Below are 19,629 nucleotides of genomic sequence, written 5' to 3'. Positions count from 1 at the left end.
CTCAGTACTGCGGGTAGACGTAGTACATCGGCATCGAGCGCGGCCGCGTCTTGTAGTACACGCCACGGCCGGTGCCCGTCGCCGGGTTCGAGGTGTTGCCCTCGATCGTGTAGATCGCGTTGCTCGAGTACCCGATGACCAGGCCGGCGTGCGTCGCCGCGGAGACGCCGTCGCTCGTGTGCGTGTCGAAGAACGCGATCGCGCCGATCGTCGGCGCGGACTTGCGGCCCAGCGAACGCACCGCCCACGAGTGGAAGTCGGGGAAGTTGCCGTAGGTGCGGATCGTGGACTCGTGCCCGGACGCCGCACCCACCCACGACTGGAAGATGCTGCACCACGCGTTCGTCGTGCCCACCCAGGTGTTGTAGCGCGAGATGTTGCTCGCGGGCGCCGCGTACCCGACCTGCGAGCGCGCGACCGCGATCACCTCGAGCACCGAGTGCTTCTTGCCCAGCAGGACCACGGGGCTCTCGAAGGCGTTGTCGTAGATCACGCCGTTGCGGAACCGCTGCAGGCAGCCGTTGTCGAGCAGCCGGCAGCGTGCGTCGCCCAGCGGGTAGCCCAGCTCACCCGTCGCGCTGCCCTTGGCGGTGTACGCCTTGCGGATCTCCCCCTCGACCGTCCACGTGCGCACCCGCTCGGACGTGGTGACCTCCACCAGGAGCATGGTCGTGCGTGAGTCGTAGCGGACCTTCTGGGTGCCCGGCACGTCCACGGTGCGCAGCCCGTTGCTCGTGCCCGCACGCCAGCCGAGGACGTTGACGCGGCTCTCGATGGAGCGCTTGTTCGAGACGAACCTCGCCTGGCGGTAGGGGCTCAGGGCTCCCGGCGTGGAGCCCCACGCCTCCGCGCGGGCGCGGTACTCGTAGCTCGCGGCGGGCTTGTACCGCAGCGCCCATGCGCCGCCGGCACGCGAGCGCGTGGTGCCGGCCGACGTCCACCGCGTGGACCCCTTCCTGCGGTAGTCGAGCGAGATCGTCTTGTTCGAGGTGCCCTTGCCGTTGACCTTCCACGTGCCCGAGAACCAGATCGACTCCCCCGAGCGCGGCGTCTTGTCCATCGTCAGCGTGAGCGACGTCGTCGTCGCGGCGTGCGCGGGCGGGACCACGAGCAGCGCGAGCGCCGCGGTCAGCACGAGCGCGAGCGCGCGTCGGACCGTCCGCCGCGGACGCGCCGAGGGGGTCGTGAGGGCATCTGCGGGACGGTGGGTTCCGAGCGACATGACCAAGAGAGTGACACGACTCACCACGATGACTCCACCCGGGCGCGCCGCCCCGCCTCGCGTCCGTGCCGTCCGGAACGTCCGATCCGCCGCGGCACCGCGCTGACCTGGGACGCCGCGCGGGCAGTGCGCGGCAGGCATCTGCACAAGTTCTCCACCGCGTTCCTGCGGCGGCTCCGCCGCTCCCGACGGCCGTTTCCATACGATCGAGCGCGTGCCAGCCCGCCATGCCTCTGCCGAGCGCCCCACGACCGCGCGTCACGCCCGCACGCACCGCAGCGGTCGGGTCATGCGCGGCACCGCACTCGTGACCGTCGCCCTCCTCGCGTTCGGCGGCACCGCGGTGTACGCCACGTACGAGCGGCTCAACGGCAACATCAACCACGTCGAGGTCGACGACCTGCTCGGCGACCGCCCCGAGCGGGCCGCGGTCAAGCCCGGCGCCGACCCCGACGCGGGCAAGCCCGTCAACCTGCTGCTGCTCGGCTCGGACTCGCGCGAGGGCGAGAACGGCGACATCGGCGGGCGCGTCGCGGGCGGCATGCGCTCGGACACGACGATCGTGCTGCACATCTCCGCCGACCGGTCGCGCGTCGAGCTCGTCTCGATCCCGCGCGACTCGATGGTGGCCATCCCGTCCTGCACCACGACGGACGGGCAGACCACGGGCGCGAGCGACTACGCGATGTTCAACGAGGCCTTCGCACGCGGCTGGGACACGGGCCTGGACCTCGCGTCCGCCGCGGCGTGCACGTGGAAGACCGTCGAGGCGAACACCGGGGTCCGGATCGACGACTTCCTGCTGGTCGACTTCGCGGGCTTCCAGAACATGGTCGACGCGATCGGTGGCGTGAAGATCTGCATCCCCGCGGACATGGACGACGAGAAGGCCAAGCTGCACATCGACGCGGGCATGCACACGCTCGACGGCAGGACCGCGCTCGCGTTCGCGCGATCGCGGCACAGCCAGACGAGCGACGGCTCGGACATCGGCCGCATCGGCAACCAGCAGCGCCTGCTGGCCGCCATCGCGTCCCAGACGCTGTCGAAGAACGTGCTGACCGACTGGACCGACCTGCTGGGCGTGCTCAACGCCGCCACCAAGTCGCTCACCACGTCGATGCAGACTTCTGACCTCGCCGGGCTCGCCTACAGCGCGCGGAGCATCCGCACTGGCAACATCGCCTTCATGACGATCCCGTGGGGCGCGGCGCCGACCGACAAGAACCGCGTCGAGTGGACCCCCGAGGCCGACATCGTGTGGGCGAACCTCGCGTCCGACACCCCCATGCTCACGGGCACCCAGAACGACCCGGGCACCGCCGAGACCACCGCGCCGACGAAGAACCCCTCGGGCGGCACGAAGGCCACGCAGAACCCGGGGAAGACACCCAAGCCGCAGGCCACGAAGAAGGCCGGGCGCGACTCGTTCACGCTCGACGACAACACCGGCTCCTGCTGACGATGCGGCCCGAACGACCGCACGACGGTCCGGACGTCCCGCCCAGCTTCAGCCCCGGAGCGGGCGGCTCGCGCCCGGACGCGAGTGGCGCGGTGCCCGTCGGCCGGCAGCGTTCCGTGCCGCCGCGGCCCCACGCCGACGCGTCCGCGGGCGGCTCGCCGCGCACCGCCGGCCGGACGCCGCCTCCCGCACGCCCCGCGCGGCCCGTGGGATCCGCGGGCTCCGGCCGGGCGCCGTCGATCACCCCCGGCTCGACACCGCCCGCGGGCGCTCCCGCCGCCCGGTCCGGCGCACCGCGGTCCGCGGCCTCGGGTGCACGGTCCGGCACGGCACGGCCCGCAGCGCGTCGTCCCGCCGGCGCGGCCGCCTCGTCGGGACCCGGCGGTCGCGGCCCCGGCTCCGGAGGGCAGCCCGTGGCCGGACCGGCCGCACCGCGGCCCCGGCGGCGTCTGCGCTGGACGCTCGTCGTGGTCGCGCTCGTCCTGGTGCTCATGCTCGCGTGGCCCATCGGGCTCGTGATGTGGGCCGACGGCAAGATCCAGCGCACCGAGGCGCTGTCCGGCGCACCGGGCACCGTCGGCACGACCTACCTGCTCACCGGCTCGGACTCGCGCAAGGACGGCGGGGTCAAGGACGACGGCACCACGGGCGAGCGCAGCGACACGATCCTGCTGCTGCACGTCCCCGAGAGCGGACCCACGGCGCTCATCTCGCTGCCGCGCGACACCTACGTCGAGATCCCGGGGCACGGGCCCGGCAAGATCAACGCCGCGTTCGCGTATGGTGGCGCTCCCCTGCTGGTCAAGACGGTCGAGAAGTTCACCGGCCTCACGGTGGACCACTACGCGCAGATCGGCATGGCGGGCGTCAAGGACGTCGTGGACGCGGTGGGCGGTGTGCGCCTGTGCTACGACGACGACGTGAACGACCGTGACTCGCACCTCAAGTGGAAGGCCGGCTGCCACGTCGCCGACGGGACCGTCGCGCTGCAGTTCGCGCGCATGCGCAAGGCCGACCCGCAGGGTGACATCGGCCGCGCCAAGCGCCAGCGGCAGGTCGTCGGTGCCGTGCTCGGCAAGGTCGACCCGAAGAGCCTGGTGCTCCACCCGTCGCAGCAGGTCTCGCTGATCACGGCGGCCACGGGGTCGCTCACGGTCGACGAGTCGGCCGGCGTGCTCGACCTCGGCCGGCTCGCGCTCGCGTTCAAGGCCGCCAACGGCAAGGACGGCATCACGGGCACCCCGCCCATCGCGGACCTCGACTACCGCCCGGGCGGTGTCGGCTCGACGGTGCTGCTCGACCCCGAGGAGACGCCCACGTTCTTCCGCCAGATCCGCGACGGCAAGCTGCCGCCGGGCAAGGTCGGCGGGCTCGACTGACACCGCGACGGTCCGCCGTCGGCGCCTGGGCGCGCGACGGCGGACCGCGGCGGTCAGTCCTGCCGCGTCGTGGTGACGATGCCCGCGCCGACGGTGCGGTTGGTCGACTCGTCGATCAGGATGAACGAGCCCGTCTCGCGGTTGAGCTCGTACTGGTCGACGAACACCGGGGTGCTGGTCCGCAGGCGCACGCGGCCGATGTCGTTGAGCTCGAGCACGTCCGTCGACTGGTCCCGGTGCAGCGTGTTGATGTCGATCCGGTACTCGACCTCGGTGACCTTCGCCCGCGTGGTGCGCGTGGTGTGCTTGAGCCCGTAGACGACGCCCTTGCGCAGCGGCGCGGTCTCGTCCATCCAGCACACCTGCACGTCCAGGTCCTGCGTGGCGGTCGGCATGTTCGCCGGGCGGCAGATCATGTCGCCCCGGCTGATGTCGATCTCGTCGGCCAGCCGCACCACCACGGACATGGGCGGGTAGGCGACGTCGACCGGCTCGCCGGCCTCCTCGATCGACGCGATCGTCGACTCGAAGCCCGACGGCAGCACGACCACGGGGTCGCCCGCACGCATGACGCCGCTCGCGACGCGGCCCGCGTACCCGCGGTAGTCGCGCGAGGACTCCGACTGCGGACGGATCACGTACTGCACCGGGAAGCGCGCGTCGATCAGGTTGCGGTCACCCGCCAGGTGCAGCCGCTCGAGGTGGCCGAGCAGCGTCGACCCGTCGAACCACGGCATGTGGGTGCTGCGGTCCACCACGTTGTCCCCGAGCAGCGCCGAGACCGGGATGAACGAGATGTCATGCGTGCGCAGGCGCGCCGCGAAGTCCGTGAAGTCGGCGCGGATGGACTCGAACGCGTCCTCCGACCAGTCGACCAGGTCCATCTTGTTGACGCAGACCACCAGGTGCGGGACGCCCAGCAGCGTCGCCAGGAACGCGTGGCGGCGGCTCTGCTCGGTCATGCCCTTGCGCGCGTCGACGAGGATGAGCGCGACGTCCGCGGTCGAGGCACCCGTCACCATGTTCCGGGTGTACTGGATGTGCCCCGGGGTGTCGGCGATGATGAACTTGCGCCGCGGGGTCTGGAAGTAGCGGTACGCCACGTCGATCGTGATGCCCTGCTCGCGCTCGGCCCGCAGGCCGTCGGTGAGCAGCGCCAGGTCGGTGTAGTCGTCGCCACGGTCGGCGCTCACCCGCTCCACGGCCTCGACCTGGTCGCTGAACAGCGACTTGCTGTCGTACAGCAGGCGGCCGATCAGCGTGGACTTGCCGTCGTCGACCGAACCGGCGGTCGCGAACCTCAGCAGATCACTCATGTCTAGAAGTACCCCTCGCGCTTGCGGTCCTCCATCGCGGCCTCGCTGACCCGGTCGTCCCCGCGGGTGGCCCCGCGCTCGGTCAGCCGGGCGGCGGCGATCTCGGTGATGATGTCCTCGACGGTCGTGGCGTCCGACTCGACCGCGGCGGTGAGGTTGGCGTCGCCCATCGTGCGGTAGCGCACCATCCGGGTGGAGACGGTCTCCCCCGGGCGCGGCTCGATGAACTCGTTCACCGCGTAGAGCATGCCGTCGCGCTCGACGACGTCACGCTCGGCGGCCAGGTACAGGTCCGGGATCGCGATGTCCTCGGCACCGATGTAGGACCAGATGTCCAGCTCGGTCCAGTTGGACAGCGGGAACACCCGGATGGACTCGCCCTGGTGGACGCGGCCGTTGTACAGGCTCCACAGCTCGGGGCGCTGGTTCTTCGGGTCCCACTGGCCGAACTCGTCGCGGAAGGAGAACACGCGCTCCTTGGCGCGCGCCTTCTCCTCGTCGCGACGCGCGCCGCCGAACAGCGCGTCGAAGCCGTGGGCCTCGGCGGCCTCGAGGAGCACCGGCGTCTGGATGCGGTTGCGCGAGCCGTTCTTCTCCTCGCGGACCAGGCCCCGGTCGATGGCCTCCTGGACCGACGCGACGATCAGCCGCACGCCCAGGGCCTGCGCGGCCTCGTCGCGGAACTGCAGCACCTCGGGGAAGTTCAGCCCCGTGTCCACGTGCATCACCGGGAACGGGATGCGCGCGGGCGCGAACGCCTTCATCGCCAGGTGCAGCATGACGATCGAGTCCTTGCCGCCCGAGAACAACAGGCACGGCTTGCGCATCTCGGCGGCGACCTCGCGGAAGACGTAGATGCTCTCCGCCTCGAGCGCCTTGAGGTTGCTCAGCTGGTAGGTGGAGCGGGTGGTGGTCACGGCGCAGCGTTCTCCTTCGCCGGTGCGGGGCCCGCGTCACCGGTACCGGTGGCGCGGGCGATGAGGTCGAGCAGGTCGGCCGACCGGTGCGTCTCGCACACGACGAGATCGGGCAGCCACGGGTTCTCGCGGTTGTACTCCAGGTCGGAGCCGTCCAGCCGCGAGCAGAACAGTCCGGCGGCGGTCGCGACGGCCACGGGCGCCGCCGAGTCCCACTCGTACTGGCCGCCGCCGTGCACGTACGCGTCGCACTGGCCGGTGAGCACGGACATCGCCTTCACGCCCGCCGAGCCCATGGGCACGAGCTCGACGTCCGCGAGCGCCGCGAGCTGCGCGATGAGCGTGGGCGGGCGGCTGCGGCTCACCGCGAGGCGGAGCGGCCCGGGCCCGGACACGGGCCGGCGGCTCGGCTCGCCGGTCGAGAACACCTCGTCGCGCCCGGGCAGGGCCACCGCGCCCGCCGTGAGGCCCGCGCCGCGCTCCCACAGGGCCACGTGCACGGCCCAGTCCGTCCGCCACGCACCGTCGGGGTCCCGCTCCGAGAACTCCCGGGTCCCGTCGAGCGGGTCGACGATCCAGACGCGGTCGCTCGAGAGCCGGACCGGGTCGTCCGCGCCCTCCTCGGACAGCACGGCGTCGGCGGGCCGCAGGCGTGCGAGCTCGGCGAGGAGATGCTCGTGCGCAGCCGCGTCGCCGCGGTCCTTGAGCTCGGCCGGGGGCACGTCCGCGATCTGCTCGCGCAGCGCGAGGAGCACGCGTCCCGCGCTCACGGCGAGCTGCGCCGCGAGCTCGTGGTCCGTGGTCGTCATGGCACCTGCTTCCTGGAGGTCCGTCCGTTCGGGCGTCTCGTCGTCCGGCACGTCACGGCTCCCGCCGCAGCCTGCGCCGCACACGACGTGCCGCGCGGCGTGGTGCCCGCGTCGCGCGCCGCGCGACCGCACGCGCCAGGTCACGTGTCGAGGCGGCCGCGAGCGCCTCGGCCCGGGCGGCGGGCCCGTCCGCCGGGACGCTCCCCGACGAACCGGTACCGGATCCCGGCGGGGCGACCGCCGCCGCGGGTGCACCGGGTACCGCGCCCGCGTGGCCGATCAGCGCGAGCGGGTGGTCCGCGTCGAGCCTGGTCTCCACGGGACGCATCGTGACCGGACGGCCGAGCGCACCCGCGAACATGCCGATGAGCGCCTGCGCCGCCGCGTCGACCGGGAAGAGGTCGCGCTCGGGCGGTCCCGTCTCCTCGAGGACCGGGACGGGCGCGGACAGCACGTCCAGGTCGCCGTGCACCCGCACGCCCTGTGCTCGGACGACCTCGGCGAGCCGCCGCCCGGCCTCCTGGCACGGCTCGAGCGCCCACCGCGGGATCGCGACCCGGCCCTCGGCACGCGTGGGCTCGTGCGTCTTGAGCATGCGGTCCACCGCGCCCTGCCACACGAGCCGCCGGTGCTCGGGCTTGGGCGCGCGCCGTTCGCCGAGCGTGAGCTCGTTGAGGTGCCGCACCAGCTCGGCCTCGGCGCGGGACATGCTGCGGTTCGCGCGGTGACCGTCGCTCGGGGCCGTGTCGAGCAGGCCCGAGGGCAGGTCGAGCAGACCCTCGAACGCGTCGAACAGCAGGCTCCGGCGCGCCGGGTCGAGCACGACGACCGTCACGTTCTCGGGCCCCAGCACGCGCGCCCAGCGCTCGACCAGGTGCAGCCCGTCCGAGCGGTGGAACGCGTCCGAGTACCGGATGCGGACCTCGTCGAGATCCGCGAGCGCCTCCCGGAGGAATCCGGTGAGCGGCTGGGACAGGCCCATCTTGACGCGCTGCTGCCACATGGAGGGCAGGAGCGTGCCGAAGCTGCGGACGACGAGCACCGCGTGGGTCCGCTCGCCGAGCGCGTCGGCGAACCGCTGGACGGCCGGCAGGTCGCCCTGGCAGATCATCTCGTAGCTCACGAGCACCCGACGCTCGGTCTCGGCGTCGATCTCCGCCTGCAGGTCGTCCCACCACTCGTGCGGCGGCAGCGTCCCGCCCCACGCGGGGGACTTGCGGCCGAGCAGCACCGAGGCGCCGTACTGGTGGTGCAGCGTGGTCCCGGGGTAGCGCACGCCCTGCTCGAGCAGCTGCGGGCGCAGGCGCGACATCGCGTTCTGCAGCGCGGTCGTCCCGGTCTTGGGCGAGCCGATGTGCAGCAGGCGCGTGCGCTCGGGGAGGACCAGCGCGCGCGGGTCGTCGACCCGGGTCACGTGCGCACCTCCCCCGCACCGGCGCGCCGGCCCGTCACGCGCCCGACGAGCTCACGCGCGATCGCGCGGGTCGGCACGTGGCGCAGCGACGGTCGGGGCGACGCGGGAGCAGGCGCCACGACGGGCTCAGGCTCCGGGAACCGCACGGCGCGGTCGAACATGCCCAGCAGCGCTGCCTCGACCGACGAGCGGTGCAGCACCGTCAGGTCCTCCGCGGGGGGCATGCCCTGCGTGCTCGAGGGCGCGTCCGCGAGCACGGAGAGGTCACCGACGACCGTGACGGGCAGCCCGCCCACCTGCTCCTCGAGACGGCGGCCTGCCGCCTGCGCGGGCGCGAGCGCCCAGGCCGGCAGCGCGGCGTCCGCGTCGTCGGGACGCGGGCCCGCCAGGAGCCCGGCGATCGCTCCGCGCCGCACCAGGAGCCGGCGCTGGGCGGGCGGCACCGTCGCGCGGTAGGGCAGGTGCGCGTTGAACGCCCGGATCAGCTCCGTCTCGCGGGCCGTGAGGGCACGCGTGCTCGGCACCGCATCGACCGCGTCGCGACCGAGGCCCGCGAGTCGTGCGAGGACCGCGAGCGTGTCCCGGCCCTCGTCGCGCTCGACGACGACGGTCACGTGCGCGGGTCCCACGGCATCGGCCCACCGGGCGACGAGCGACGTGCCGTCGGCCTCGCCCAGCGCGTCGAGCCCCGGCATCCGGACCGAGCCGTCGTCCTGGAACGCCGTCCGCAGCCACGTGTCGAGGTCGTGGCCGCCGCCCGAGGTGACGGTGTGCTGCCACGCGGCCACGAGCAGCTCGGGGACGTTCCGCAGCGTGAGGACCACGTGGAGACCGGTGCAGCCCGCGGCGCGCAGCGCGGCGACGAGCGCTCGCACCCGTCGGGCGTCCGCGAGCGCCAGACGCTCGGCGCTGAGCACGTGCGTGACGTGCTGAGCGTCCTCCGCCTCCTGCGGGGGCAGCAGCCTGCCGATCGCCGCGGGCAGCTCGGCGCGTTCCTCGGGCGAGCCCGCGAGCAGGCAGGCCGCCAGGACGTCGTGCGAGTCGCGGGCACCCGGGTATGCCACGCGTGCGCCCGGCAGTGCCGCCGTGCTCCAGGCGCGCCACGAGCGCTGCACGACGTCGGATCCCGCGGCGGGCAGCCCGACGTGCAGGAGGGTCGTCCCCACGGGCAGCGGCCGCAGCTCGTCCACGGTGCGCCTCACGGGCCGGCCGGCGGCGGCGACCTCGTCGCGCGCGGTGCGGAACGCCGCGTACAGCGCATCCGCCGCACCGTCCAGCGGCACCTCGGACGGTGTGCCGGCGTCACCCGCGGCACCCCTGTCGAGCGCACCGGCCGCCGCGTCCAGCAGCGCCTCGGTCAGCTGCAGGGGTGCGGGCACCGGCTCCTGGGCGCGCCGCCACCAGACGCCCTCGAGGACGGGAGGCTCGGGCGCGTCGCCCGCGGGCGGCACCAGCTGCTCCGTGGGGAGGTCGAGCAGCCGAGCCAGCTCCGCGGACAGGCCGGGCGACCCGTGCGTCGGACCGACGGCGGTGACGGCATCGGGGCCGAACAGGTCGACCCATGGGTCGGGTGCCCCATCGACCACGACGTGCACGGGTCCCCCGAGCAGCGTCGGCAGTCCGCTGAGCTCCGCCGGCGTCGCCGCCGCGAGGCTCTCGTCGGACAGCACCGCCACGGTGCCGGTACCAGCGGTCGACAGCGCCTGGGCGAGCGCGTGCGCCTCGTCGGCGGCGGCGTCCAGCGCGGCGCGGACCGACCGGGTTCCCGCCGCGAGCACCGTGACGCCGTGCTCCGCGAGCGCGTCGGCCTCGTCGACCAGCCGGGCGTCGAGCCGGGCCGACTCGCGCCCGGGTGTCCCGACGACGAGAAGCCGGCACCCCTGCGGGAGTCGGTCGCTCGCGGCGCGATCGACGGGCATGACTGTCAACGACCTTCCGGGTCGGCCGGCACGGGAAACCCCAGAAGACTAATGGAACGGACACCACGTCGGCGCCGGGGGCGTCACGGCCGCCCGCTGCGCCGCCGCGTCATGGCCGCGGTACGCCGGACCAGGCCGTGCAGCGCCGCGTCGAGCAGCCCGGTCGGCACGGCGCCCACGGGTCCGGGCATGTCGCGCGTCGGGAACCGCTCGAGCTCGGCGAGGTCCCCCACGACGCGCGCGCCGGACGCGCGGACGTCGTCGCCGAGCCGCGCGGCGACCTCCACCACCTGCGCCCGGGCCCACGCGGGGAGCACGGGCCTGGCCTCGCCCTGCTCGGGCGACCAGTCGCGCACGATGCCGGACACGATCCCGAGGTGCACGAGCCGGCGCAGGTCGGCACGCTCGGCGGCACCGCCGGCCGCGATGCGCACGTTGACCGCACGCACCAGCTCCGCCTCGGGCCACGTGAGGCCGCGGTTCAGCTCGGAGACGCGCAGCGTCCCCGCGGGCAGCCCGCACAGCCCCTCGAACACCTCGAACAGCCGCCCGGGGCTCGACCGCTCGAGCACCACCACCGTGACGTGCTCCGGACCGAACTCGCGCACCCACCGACGCGCCACGCCCGTCCCGTCGTCGCGGCGCAGGAGGTTGTACCGGTCGATCGCCTCGAGTCGTTCGCGGGTCCAGGTGTCGAGGTCGCGCACCTCGCCGCTCTTGACCTCCTGCTGCCACATCGAGGCGAGGAAGTCGGCCACGCTGCGCAACGTGAGCACCACGTGCGCCCGCTCGCCGACGAGCTCGCGCACACGCTGCGGACCGGGTGCGAGCTGGTGCGCGAGCCGTTCGGCGCTCAGCAGCACGCGATGCTCCGGATGCTGCGCCAGCTCGGTGCGCAGCCGCTCGAGCGCACCGCCCGGCCGGTTCGCGAGCAGCCGGTCCATCTCGGCCTTGTGGTTCGCACCCGTGCCCGGGTAGAGGACGCCCAGCCCGGCGAGCTGCTCGCGCGCCGCGGCGAACGCGGCCTGCACCGACGTGGTCCCGGTCTTCGCGGCGCCGATGTGGACGATCCGCGTCCCCGCCGGCACCGCCTCGACCGTCGCCGGCGCAGCGTCCTCGGCGCCGGCGCTCACTCGACGCCCGACCGCGCGAGCACCGCGAGCACCGCGTCCACCGAGGCCGCGAGGTCGAGGTCGGTCGTGTCGATCACCAGGTCCGCGTCGTGCGGCTGCTCGTACGGCGCCGAGATGCCCGTGAACTCGGGGACCTCACCGGCGCGCGCCCGCGCGTACAGGTGCTTGCGGTCGCGGGCCTCGCACACCTCGAGCGGCGTGGCGACGTGCACCAGCACGAACGTCGCGGCCGCCTCGGTCCGGTGGCGCACGTCCGCCCGGTCGGCCTCGTACGGCGCGATGGCCGCGGCGAGCACGATGCCGCCCGCACCCGCGACGAGCGAGGCGACGTACCCGATCCGGCGCACGTTCTGCGACCGCGACTCACGGTCGAACCCGAGGCCCGCCGACAGCATGTGCCGCACCTCGTCGCCGTCGAGCACCACGACCCGGCGCGCGCTGGAGACCTCGAGCCGCTGCGCCACGGCCTTCGCGACCGTCGACTTGCCCGAGCCCGACAGCCCCGTGAACAGGACCACGGCGCCCGGCCCCACTCCGGCGGTCGCGGCGCCGGAGAGCTCACGCGCGGACGCCGGCGGGAAGCTGCGCGCCAGGACCTCGTCGCGCCGCCGCACCGCGTCGGTGAACTCCTGACGTCCCGCGCCCGGCTGCGCCGAGAGGTCGAGCACGTCCGTCGCGCCGTACGCGCGCGCGACGTCGTCGAGCGACGGCCCCGCCCCGCCGGGCCACGCGAGACGGTGCAGCACGGCGCCCGCGGCCCACGGCACCGCGACGGTGGACGCCGGGATCCCCGTGTCGCGCTCGACGGCCTCCGCCAGCGCGGCCGCGGCCCGCACGACGCCGGCGCTGGACACGTCCGCCGCGTAGGCCGGGCGCGGCGTCCCGACGAGGCACAGCAGCAGCACGTGGTCCGCACCCGCCGCCCGCTCGACGACGCGCGCGAGCTCGCCCGTCCCCGGCACGTCGTCCACCAGCACGCCCAGCACGCCGAGACCCGACAGGCGCGTGCGCACCTCCCGCGCCGGCACCCGGTACCGCCGGTCGGCGTCCTCGCCGCCCCGCACGCCGCGCGGCCGGAGCGCCTCGAGCGGTGCGTGCGGCTCCGAGCGGACGGCCAGCGGGGTGTTCTCCTCGTCGAGCAGGACCACCGCACCGAGCGGTGAGGAGGCCACCACGGGCTGCTGCGCGACCGTCAGCGCCCCGCCGAGCGCGAGCTCGACCGCGTCCGCGTCCGGATCGGCGAGCACCAGGTGCGGCAACGCGCTCCACCGGGACCAGTCGTCGCTCATGGTGCCTCAGCGTAACCAGGTCGCCAGGACCCTCCGAACGCGCCCGCACCGCACGTGAGCAGGCCGGCGACGGCGCTGCGCGGCTGCCGCCGGGTCAGATCCCGGTCGCCTCGCGGATCCGCTCGACGAGGATCGGGCCGAGCGTGCGGCTGTACGTCGCGGTGGTGTGGCCCGCGGTGTCGCGGTACGCGAGCACGCCACCCACCACCACCGGGCACGTCTCGGGGCGGCAGTACAGGTCGGATACGTCCACGAAGACCGCGTCGGCCGACTGACGCACGGGCTCGCGCAGGGGGTCACGCACCGCGAACGCCTCGTCCCGCGGCATGCCGCACGTCGACAGGTCGGCGCCGATCCGCGCGGCGCACGCGAGCGCCTGCTCGCTCACCATCGGGGCGTCCGAGACCGCCGCGACCGCGGTGCCGCGCGCGGTGACCGCGTCCATCATGTCCCGCAGCCCCGGGATGCGGTCCAGGCGCGCGGCGCCCGTGGCGGACCGGCTGGACGTGGTGATCACCAGGTCGTACGGCTCGTCGTGCAGGAGGCGGCGCTCGATCTCGGCGCTCGTCCCGGCGCACGCGGGGTTGGGCGTCGTCGTGAGGTTGCAGCCGAACCCGACGAGCACGTCGACCTTCCAGCCGAGCCGCTCGGCCTCGGGCAGCAGCCCGGGCAGGAGCGCAGCCGCGTGCGAGTTCCCGACGACCGCGACGCGCGTCGCGCCGTCGAGGTCACCGCGCGTGCAGGGCTTGGCGGGCGCGTCCTGCGCGCTGTAGCACCTGTACGCGCCGCCCATGTCCGACTCCGCGTCCTGCGGGTCGGGCGTCACGGGGTCCGCGAACACGACGTCCGCGCACAGCGCACGCTTCTCGAGCGTCCTGGCACCGAAGCACTCGGTCTGCGAGCCCACCGGGGACGCCTGGACCGGCTCGCGTGCGCTCTCGAGCGCCGAGACGGTCACCGCGCAGCCGCCGACGACCACGGCGGCCAGCGCGACCGCGGCGAACGACGCGCGGCGCAGCGGGTGCGCGCGACGACCCTGCGCATCATGCCCCGGGTGCCCGCCGCGCGCCGGGTTCTCCACCAGGTGGTAGGCGGGCAGCGCGAGCGCCACGCCGAGGGCCACCGCGAGCGCGCCGAACCACGCCGAGTCGTCGGGCACGAGCACGGGCAGCAGCACGACGACGGGCCAGTGCCACAGGTACAGCGAGTAGGACGCGTCACCGACGTAGTTCATGGGGCGGTTGGTCAGCGGCCACGGGCCCGAGCCCGTCGCACCCTCCCCCGCCATGATGACCAGTGCGGTCGCGGCGACGGGCAGGAGCGCCCACGGCGCGGGGAAGCCCTGGTCCGCGCGGACGACGAGCAGCGACACGCCGATCCCGACCAGCCCCGCCCACGCGGCCACGGGACGCGTCCACCGCGGCCTCGCCGCGAACCACCGCGCGACCCGGACCGCGCCGATCGCCGCGAGCGCGCCGACGCCGAGCTCCCAGATGCGCGTGAGCGTCGAGAAGTAGGCGAACGACGGCTGCGCGGCCGACTGGTGCAGCGCCCACGCGAACGAGGCGACGACGACCACGCCCATCGCCACGCCGAGCACCCACGTGCCGCGGACCCGGCCGGAGCGGGCCGAGGCACGGCGGGCCACGAGCGCGAGCAGCCCGAGCATGAGCCACGGCCACACGAAGTAGAACTGCTCCTCGACCGAGAGCGACCAGAAGTGCTGCGCGGGAGACGGCGGCAGCCCCTGCGCGAAGTAGTCCGTGCCCTGCACCGCGAAACGCCAGTTGACCACGGTCAGCGCGGCGGCGACGGCGTCCTTGACGGTCGCCGCCAGCCGGTCGCCGCCGACGAGCACGGCCGTGGCGCCCACGGTCACGACGAGCGTGAGGAGCGCGTTCGGCATGATGCGCCGCACGCGGCGCGCGTAGAACCCGCGGAACGAGATGGACCCCGTCCGGGCGTGCTCGCGCAGCAGCAGGCCCGTGATCAGGTAGCCGCTGATCACGAAGAACACGTCGACGCCGACGAACCCGCCCTGCGGCCGGCCGAGCACGTGGTCGGCGATCACGGCGAGCACGGCGACCGCACGCAGACCCTGCACGTCGCGTCGCAGCGAGCGCCCGGTGCGGGCAGCGGGACCCGCGGCGGGGGCCGATGCGGCGACCGGCTCGGGGACCGCCGAGGTCATGCCGTCGTCTCGCAGGCGTACGCGTCCACGGCTCTCCTCGGTCCTCGCCCGGTCGCGTCCCGACCGCCCCGGCGCGCAGGAACGATACCCCGGGCCCGCTGGGGCCGCGGCTGACCCGCCCGGGCCGGGCGGAGCCGGTCAGGTACGCTCGCTTGCCGTGGACGAGCCGGGCGACTTCGAGCGACTCGTCGGCGGCGTGGCGGCGTTCCAGTGGAACCCGCTGCGCGAGCACGACGGCCGCAGCGCCCTGGTCAACAACGTCGGCGACCTGCTGGGCCCGCTCGTCGTCGAGCTCATGCTCGAGCGGCTCGATCCCACGGTCCGGCTCGCGCAGGTGCCCGCACGCCGCGTGCTCTCGGTCGGCTCGGTGCTCCACCTCGGCCGCCGCCGCGACGTCGTGTGGGGCTCGGGCCTCAACGGCAAGGCCGACAACGGCCACGTCACCGCGGACCTCGAGCTCGACGTGCGGGCGGTGCGCGGGCCGCTCACCGCCGCGTTCCTGCGCGCTCGTGGCGTCGACGTGCCTGAGGTGTACGGCGATCCCGCGCTGCTGCTGCCCGAGCTGCTGCCGGAGCTGGTCCGCTGGACCCGGGTCAAGCGCTGGGACGTCCTGGTGGCGCCCAACCTCAACGACCGTGCCGACCTGACCGACGACGCCCTGCCCGCGGGCGACACCGACGGCGGCACGCGCGTCCTCGACCCGACCGACAGCGTCCGCAGCGTCCTGCGCACGATCGCGCAGTCGCGCATCGTCGTCGGGTCGTCGCTGCACGCGGTCGTGGTCGCCGACGCGCTGGGCATCCCCGCCCGGTTCGTCGCGTCGGCGCACGAGGACCCGCTGAAGTACCGCGACTACCTCGCGGGGACCGGACGCGCGCACGCGCGCATCGCGCGCGACGTGCCCGACGCTCTCGCGCTCGGCGGGCACGGCGCGCCGTCCTTCGACCGTGACGCGCTCGTCGCGTCCTTCCCGCGGGACGTGTGGGGTCTCGGCTCGCGGCTGCGCACGGTGCACGGCCGGCCGATCCCGACGGCCGAGTTCCCCGACGAGGTGCTGCGCCGGGTGCCGGAGCTCGTCGCGGGGACGCTCGACGTCGGGGCCGCGACGACGCAGCTCGTCGACGAGCTGCTCCCGCGCGCGATCGACGCCGCCCTCGCGGACGCCCCTGAGGCCGATGCGCTCGTCGCGGGCGCCGCCACGTTCCGCGACCTGGTCGTGCCCGAGCCCGAGCCGGCCCCCGAGGGGACGACGGCCCACCTGCTCGACCTGGTGGACGAGCGCGACGCACGCCGGCTCGCGCTCGAGGTGCGGCTCGCGGCCCGCGGGCTGTGCGCCGAGGGCCGCGCCGACCGCCCGACGGATTCGGGCCGGGTCCTCAGCCTGAGCCTGGAGTGCGACCGCGTCACGGGCGGGATCGGGCACCTCGACCTGGTGCTGGTCGGCCCCGGCCGGCAGCGCAGCGTCGTCGCCGTCCCGCGCTCGCCGTTCCACCGCCGCCAGTGGCACCTCGACCTCGACGTCCTGGTGCCCGCGTCCGCGACCGCGGGTGCGGGTCCGTGGGAGGTCCGCCTCGCGGTGACCGACGTCGAGGACCAGGTGCACGAGATCCCGGTCGCGCGCCCCGGCACGCTCGGTCTGGGCGTCGCGTCCGTGCGCCCCGCGCACGAGGTCGAGCCGTGGACCGTCGACGGCACGCCCGCCGCTGCCACCGCCTAGGAGACCGATGCCCCGCCTCGTCGTGTACCCCGCCTGGCGGGACAACCCGTACCTCAACCTGCTGTACCTGGCCGTGCGCGGGCAGGGCTGGCAGGTCGACGGGACCACCGAGCTGCAGGACCTCGTGTTCCAGGCGTCCGTGCTGGGCCGCGGTGACGCGCTGCACGTGCACTGGACGCAGCCGGTGTGCCAGGAGACACCGGACGCCGCCGAGGCGAGCGACCGGCTCGAGAGCTTCCTCGGCGCGCTCGCGGCCGCGCGTGCGCGCGGGGTCGCGGTGCTGTGGACGGTGCACAACCGGCTCCCGCACGAGATGCTGCACCACGACCTCGAGGTCGAGCTGATGACGCGGCTCGCCGACGTCGCGAGCCAGGTCATCCAGATCAACGCGCACACGGTCGAGGCGGTCGCCGAGGACTACGTGCTCCCGCGCGACCGGCTCGTGACGCTGCCGCACGCGTCCTACGTGGGCGTGTACCCCGCCGACGTGACGCGCGCGGAGGCGCGCGAGCGCCTTGGCGTGCCGGGCTCGTCCCCCACGGTCGCGTTCGTGGGCCAGATCCGGCCGTACAAGGGCATCACGACGCTGCTGGACGCGGTCAGCCGGCTGGGCGAGCAGGTCGAGGACCTGACGCTGCTGCTCGCGGGAGCGACGCGCCCCGAGGTGCTCGCGGACGTCGAGGCGCAGCTGCCCGCGCACGTGCGCGTGGTGCGGCACCACGGGTTCGTCGACGACGCCGAGCTGCAGGTGTGGTTCCGCGCGGCGGACCTGCTGGTGTTCCCGTACGAGCGCGTGCTCAACTCCGGCTCGGTCCTCCTGGCGGCGACGTTCGGGCGCCCGTGCGTGCTGCCGCGCGAGCCGCACCTCGAGCACGAGCTCGGCGCGCACGACTGGGTCTCGTTCTTCGACGCCTCGGGCGACAAGGCCGCACACCTCGCGCAGACCATGCGGCAGGCGCTGCGGACCGCGGCACGCGACGGCGAGGCGGCCGCCGCGTTCGCCAGCACCTACACGCCGTACGCGATGAGCCGCGACTACGCGCGCCTGCTCACCCGCCTCGTGGCGCCCGAGGCAGCCTGACCAGCACGCCCACGCCCCGGCGTCGCACGGCCACCGCCACGCGCCGCACGGGGTTCGGCACGCGCAGCACGACGAGCGGCACCTGGCCGCGCCGCGCACCCCGCACGACGAGCCGGCCCCACCGGTGCCGCTGCGAGCGGATGTCGCCGCGGATGACCTCGAGCGGGACCTGCACGCGCCCGTGCTCGGTGTCGTAGACCACCTCGAACAGCCACTTGCCGTCCTCGCCCAGGGCGCGCGCGGTCACGGTCGCGACCCAGTCCGGCCGGGACGTGTCCGCGACCGCGACGTCGTGCATCGTCTCGGGACGCCCGGAGATCACCGCGCGCACCCGCACGTCGCGCTGCGTCACGCGGATGCGGAAGCTGTCGAGCACGAGCTCGAGCGACTCGTCGCGCAGGACGCCCTGACGCACCTTCATGGGCACGAGCCGCGCACGCGGCGCGGTGAGCGCCGCGACGTCGCCCGCGACCAGTGCCTGCCGGACCGCCGCCTCGACCGGTCGCTCGATCGGCGCGACCGGTTCGACGAACCACGTCCGGCCCGCCGCGAGCTCGACGGCACGCGTCGCGTCGGCGGGCGTGAGCGGCTCGTCGCGCGCGGCCAGCCCCTCCAGGACGTGCCGCTGCACGAACCTGCGCAGCGCGTCCTCGCCGACCTCCTGCGTCTGCTCCACGCGCACCGCGGCCTCGAGCGCCGACACGGGCGACATCGCCACGGGCGTCCGTCCCTGCTCCCCCATCGCCTCGACCACCTGCGCCGCCCGGTCGAGCTCACCGTGGGCGACCAACGTGTAGACGACCTGGCGGTCGGCGTCGACGCGGTCCCATGCCGCGGGCAGCCGCCGGTCGAGCAGCTGGCGCACGAGCGCAGGCACCTGCGACGCCGGATCGGCGCCGTTCTCGGCGACCGAGCGCGCGAACGTGCGCAGGTGCACCCACCCGTCGGCGTCGAGCACCATCGACCAGTACGTGCGCGCGAGCTCGGCGGACGGGACCGCGCCGACGAGCTCGGCGCACAGCAGTTCCTGGGACAGGTAGCTGCTCACGCTGTCGTCGGCGCTCGCACGCGACGTCATCGACGTGGTCCCGGGCCGAGACCGGTACAGGTAGACGATGTCGCGCACCACGTCGACGGACCGGGCCGCGGTCAGCGCGGTCACCATCGGGACCACGTCGTTCGAGCGCGGGACGCTCGGGAACGCGATCGCCGTGTCCGTCCAGAAGTCACGGCGGAACAGGCGGTTCCAGCACGCGCGGTTGCGGATCAGCGAGGGCGTGGCCGCGAGCGTCGTGCCCTGCAGCGCACGCTCGAACAGCGGCCACCGGGCCGCGGGTCGCCACGACTCGGCCGCGCTGAACTTGTAGAAGTCGCCGACGACGAGGTCGGCGCCGCTGCGCCGCGCCGAGGCCAGCATCGCGGCGTACGCACCCGCCGGGACGATGTCGTCGCCGTCCGCGAACGCGAGGTAGCGCCCGCGGGCCAGCGCGACGCCGTGGTTGCGCGCCTGCCCGCCGCCCACGCCGGCGTTGCGCACGACGCGCAGCCGCGGGTCGCGTGCGGCCCGCTCGAGCGCCCGCTCGTAGGTGCCGTCACGCGAGGCGTCGTCGACCACGACGACCTCGAGCGCGACGTCCTGGTCCTCGAGCAGGCTCGTCAGGCACTCGTCGATCCAGTCGACCACGTCGTGCGTGGGCACGACGACCGAGACGTCGGGGCCCATCGCTCCGCCGGGGGCGACGAGCACCTCGGGGTCACGGGCCTCGGTCGGCGCGGTCAT

Annotated in this window: 14 protein-coding genes; 4 read left to right on the top strand and 10 right to left on the bottom strand. The window is 74.5% G+C overall.

The genetic code is table 11. The features are described 5' to 3' along the window. Position 1: 1 nt before the first annotated feature. Complete coding sequence (locus CELGI_RS05555) at positions 2-1,222, bottom strand: LGFP repeat-containing protein (RefSeq protein WP_041574117.1); 1,221 nt, start codon at positions 1,220-1,222, stop codon at positions 2-4. A gap of 289 nt (positions 1,223-1,511) precedes the next feature. Between CELGI_RS05555 and CELGI_RS05550 the strand changes: the two genes are divergently transcribed. Beyond that, entirely contained in the window at positions 1,512-2,684 is a 1,173-nt protein-coding gene (locus tag CELGI_RS05550; RefSeq protein WP_013883131.1) for an LCP family protein, read from the top strand. A 413-nt stretch (positions 2,685-3,097) separates the two neighbouring features. Further along, positions 3,098-4,063 carry an LCP family protein gene (locus CELGI_RS05545; protein ID WP_013883130.1) on the top strand — a complete coding sequence of 322 codons (966 nt, stop codon included), beginning with the start codon at positions 3,098-3,100 and terminating at the stop codon, positions 4,061-4,063. Positions 4,064-4,116: 53 nt separating this feature from the next. Here CELGI_RS05545 and CELGI_RS05540 read toward each other — a convergent pair whose 3' ends face one another. From CELGI_RS05540 to CELGI_RS05505, 8 genes are all read right to left on the bottom strand, one after another. Then, the gene (locus CELGI_RS05540) at positions 4,117-5,379 is read right to left on the bottom strand and encodes a sulfate adenylyltransferase subunit 1 (protein ID WP_013883129.1); all 1,263 of its coding nucleotides are present in this window, start codon (positions 5,377-5,379) and stop codon (positions 4,117-4,119) included. A 2-nt stretch (positions 5,380-5,381) separates the two neighbouring features. Next, positions 5,382-6,296 carry a sulfate adenylyltransferase subunit CysD gene (gene cysD, locus CELGI_RS05535; RefSeq protein WP_013883128.1) on the bottom strand — a complete coding sequence of 305 codons (915 nt, stop codon included), beginning with the start codon at positions 6,294-6,296 and terminating at the stop codon, positions 5,382-5,384. Beyond that, positions 6,293-7,105: a 3'(2'),5'-bisphosphate nucleotidase CysQ gene (locus CELGI_RS05530; protein ID WP_013883127.1), complete on the bottom strand. Its 813-nt coding sequence runs from the start codon at positions 7,103-7,105 to the stop codon at positions 6,293-6,295. Before CELGI_RS05530 ends, cysD begins: the two co-directional genes overlap by 4 nt. A gap of 52 nt (positions 7,106-7,157) precedes the next feature. Next, positions 7,158-8,519, bottom strand: coding sequence for a hypothetical protein (locus CELGI_RS05525; RefSeq protein WP_013883126.1), 1,362 nt, complete (start codon positions 8,517-8,519; stop codon positions 7,158-7,160). After that, complete coding sequence (locus CELGI_RS05520) at positions 8,516-10,438, bottom strand: hypothetical protein (RefSeq protein WP_013883125.1); 1,923 nt, start codon at positions 10,436-10,438, stop codon at positions 8,516-8,518. Before CELGI_RS05520 ends, CELGI_RS05525 begins: the two co-directional genes overlap by 4 nt. Before the next feature lie 83 nt (positions 10,439-10,521). After that, complete coding sequence (locus tag CELGI_RS05515) at positions 10,522-11,526, bottom strand: hypothetical protein (protein ID WP_150104670.1); 1,005 nt, start codon at positions 11,524-11,526, stop codon at positions 10,522-10,524. Between the two features lie 41 nt (positions 11,527-11,567). Continuing rightward, positions 11,568-12,860: an adenylyl-sulfate kinase gene (gene cysC, locus CELGI_RS05510; protein WP_013883123.1), complete on the bottom strand. Its 1,293-nt coding sequence runs from the start codon at positions 12,858-12,860 to the stop codon at positions 11,568-11,570. Positions 12,861-12,954: 94 nt separating this feature from the next. Then, positions 12,955-15,051, bottom strand: a complete 2,097-nt coding sequence (locus CELGI_RS05505) for an acyltransferase family protein (RefSeq protein WP_013883122.1) — start codon at positions 15,049-15,051, stop codon at positions 12,955-12,957. A 157-nt stretch (positions 15,052-15,208) separates the two neighbouring features. On the opposite strand from CELGI_RS05505, the gene CELGI_RS16345 reads away from it, so the two are divergent. Both CELGI_RS16345 and CELGI_RS16340 read left to right on the top strand, forming a co-directional pair. Beyond that, the gene (locus tag CELGI_RS16345) at positions 15,209-16,768 is read left to right on the top strand and encodes a polysaccharide pyruvyl transferase family protein (protein WP_013883121.1); all 1,560 of its coding nucleotides are present in this window, start codon (positions 15,209-15,211) and stop codon (positions 16,766-16,768) included. 7 nt (positions 16,769-16,775) lie between these two features. After that, a complete protein-coding gene (locus CELGI_RS16340; RefSeq protein WP_013883120.1) occupies positions 16,776-17,849 on the top strand; it encodes a glycosyltransferase in 1,074 nt (357 codons plus the stop codon). Here CELGI_RS16340 and CELGI_RS05490 read toward each other — a convergent pair. Next, the gene (locus CELGI_RS05490; protein WP_013883119.1) at positions 17,818-19,629 is read right to left on the bottom strand and encodes a glycosyltransferase family 2 protein; all 1,812 of its coding nucleotides are present in this window, start codon (positions 19,627-19,629) and stop codon (positions 17,818-17,820) included. The two genes, CELGI_RS16340 and CELGI_RS05490, sit on opposite strands and share 32 nt — an antisense overlap.

This window comes from Cellulomonas gilvus ATCC 13127, from assembly GCF_000218545.1.
Lineage (GTDB): Bacteria > Actinomycetota > Actinomycetes > Actinomycetales > Cellulomonadaceae > Cellulomonas > Cellulomonas gilvus.
Note: the sequence above shows the minus strand (reverse complement) of the source record. Positions and strands in the feature narration are given on the sequence as shown.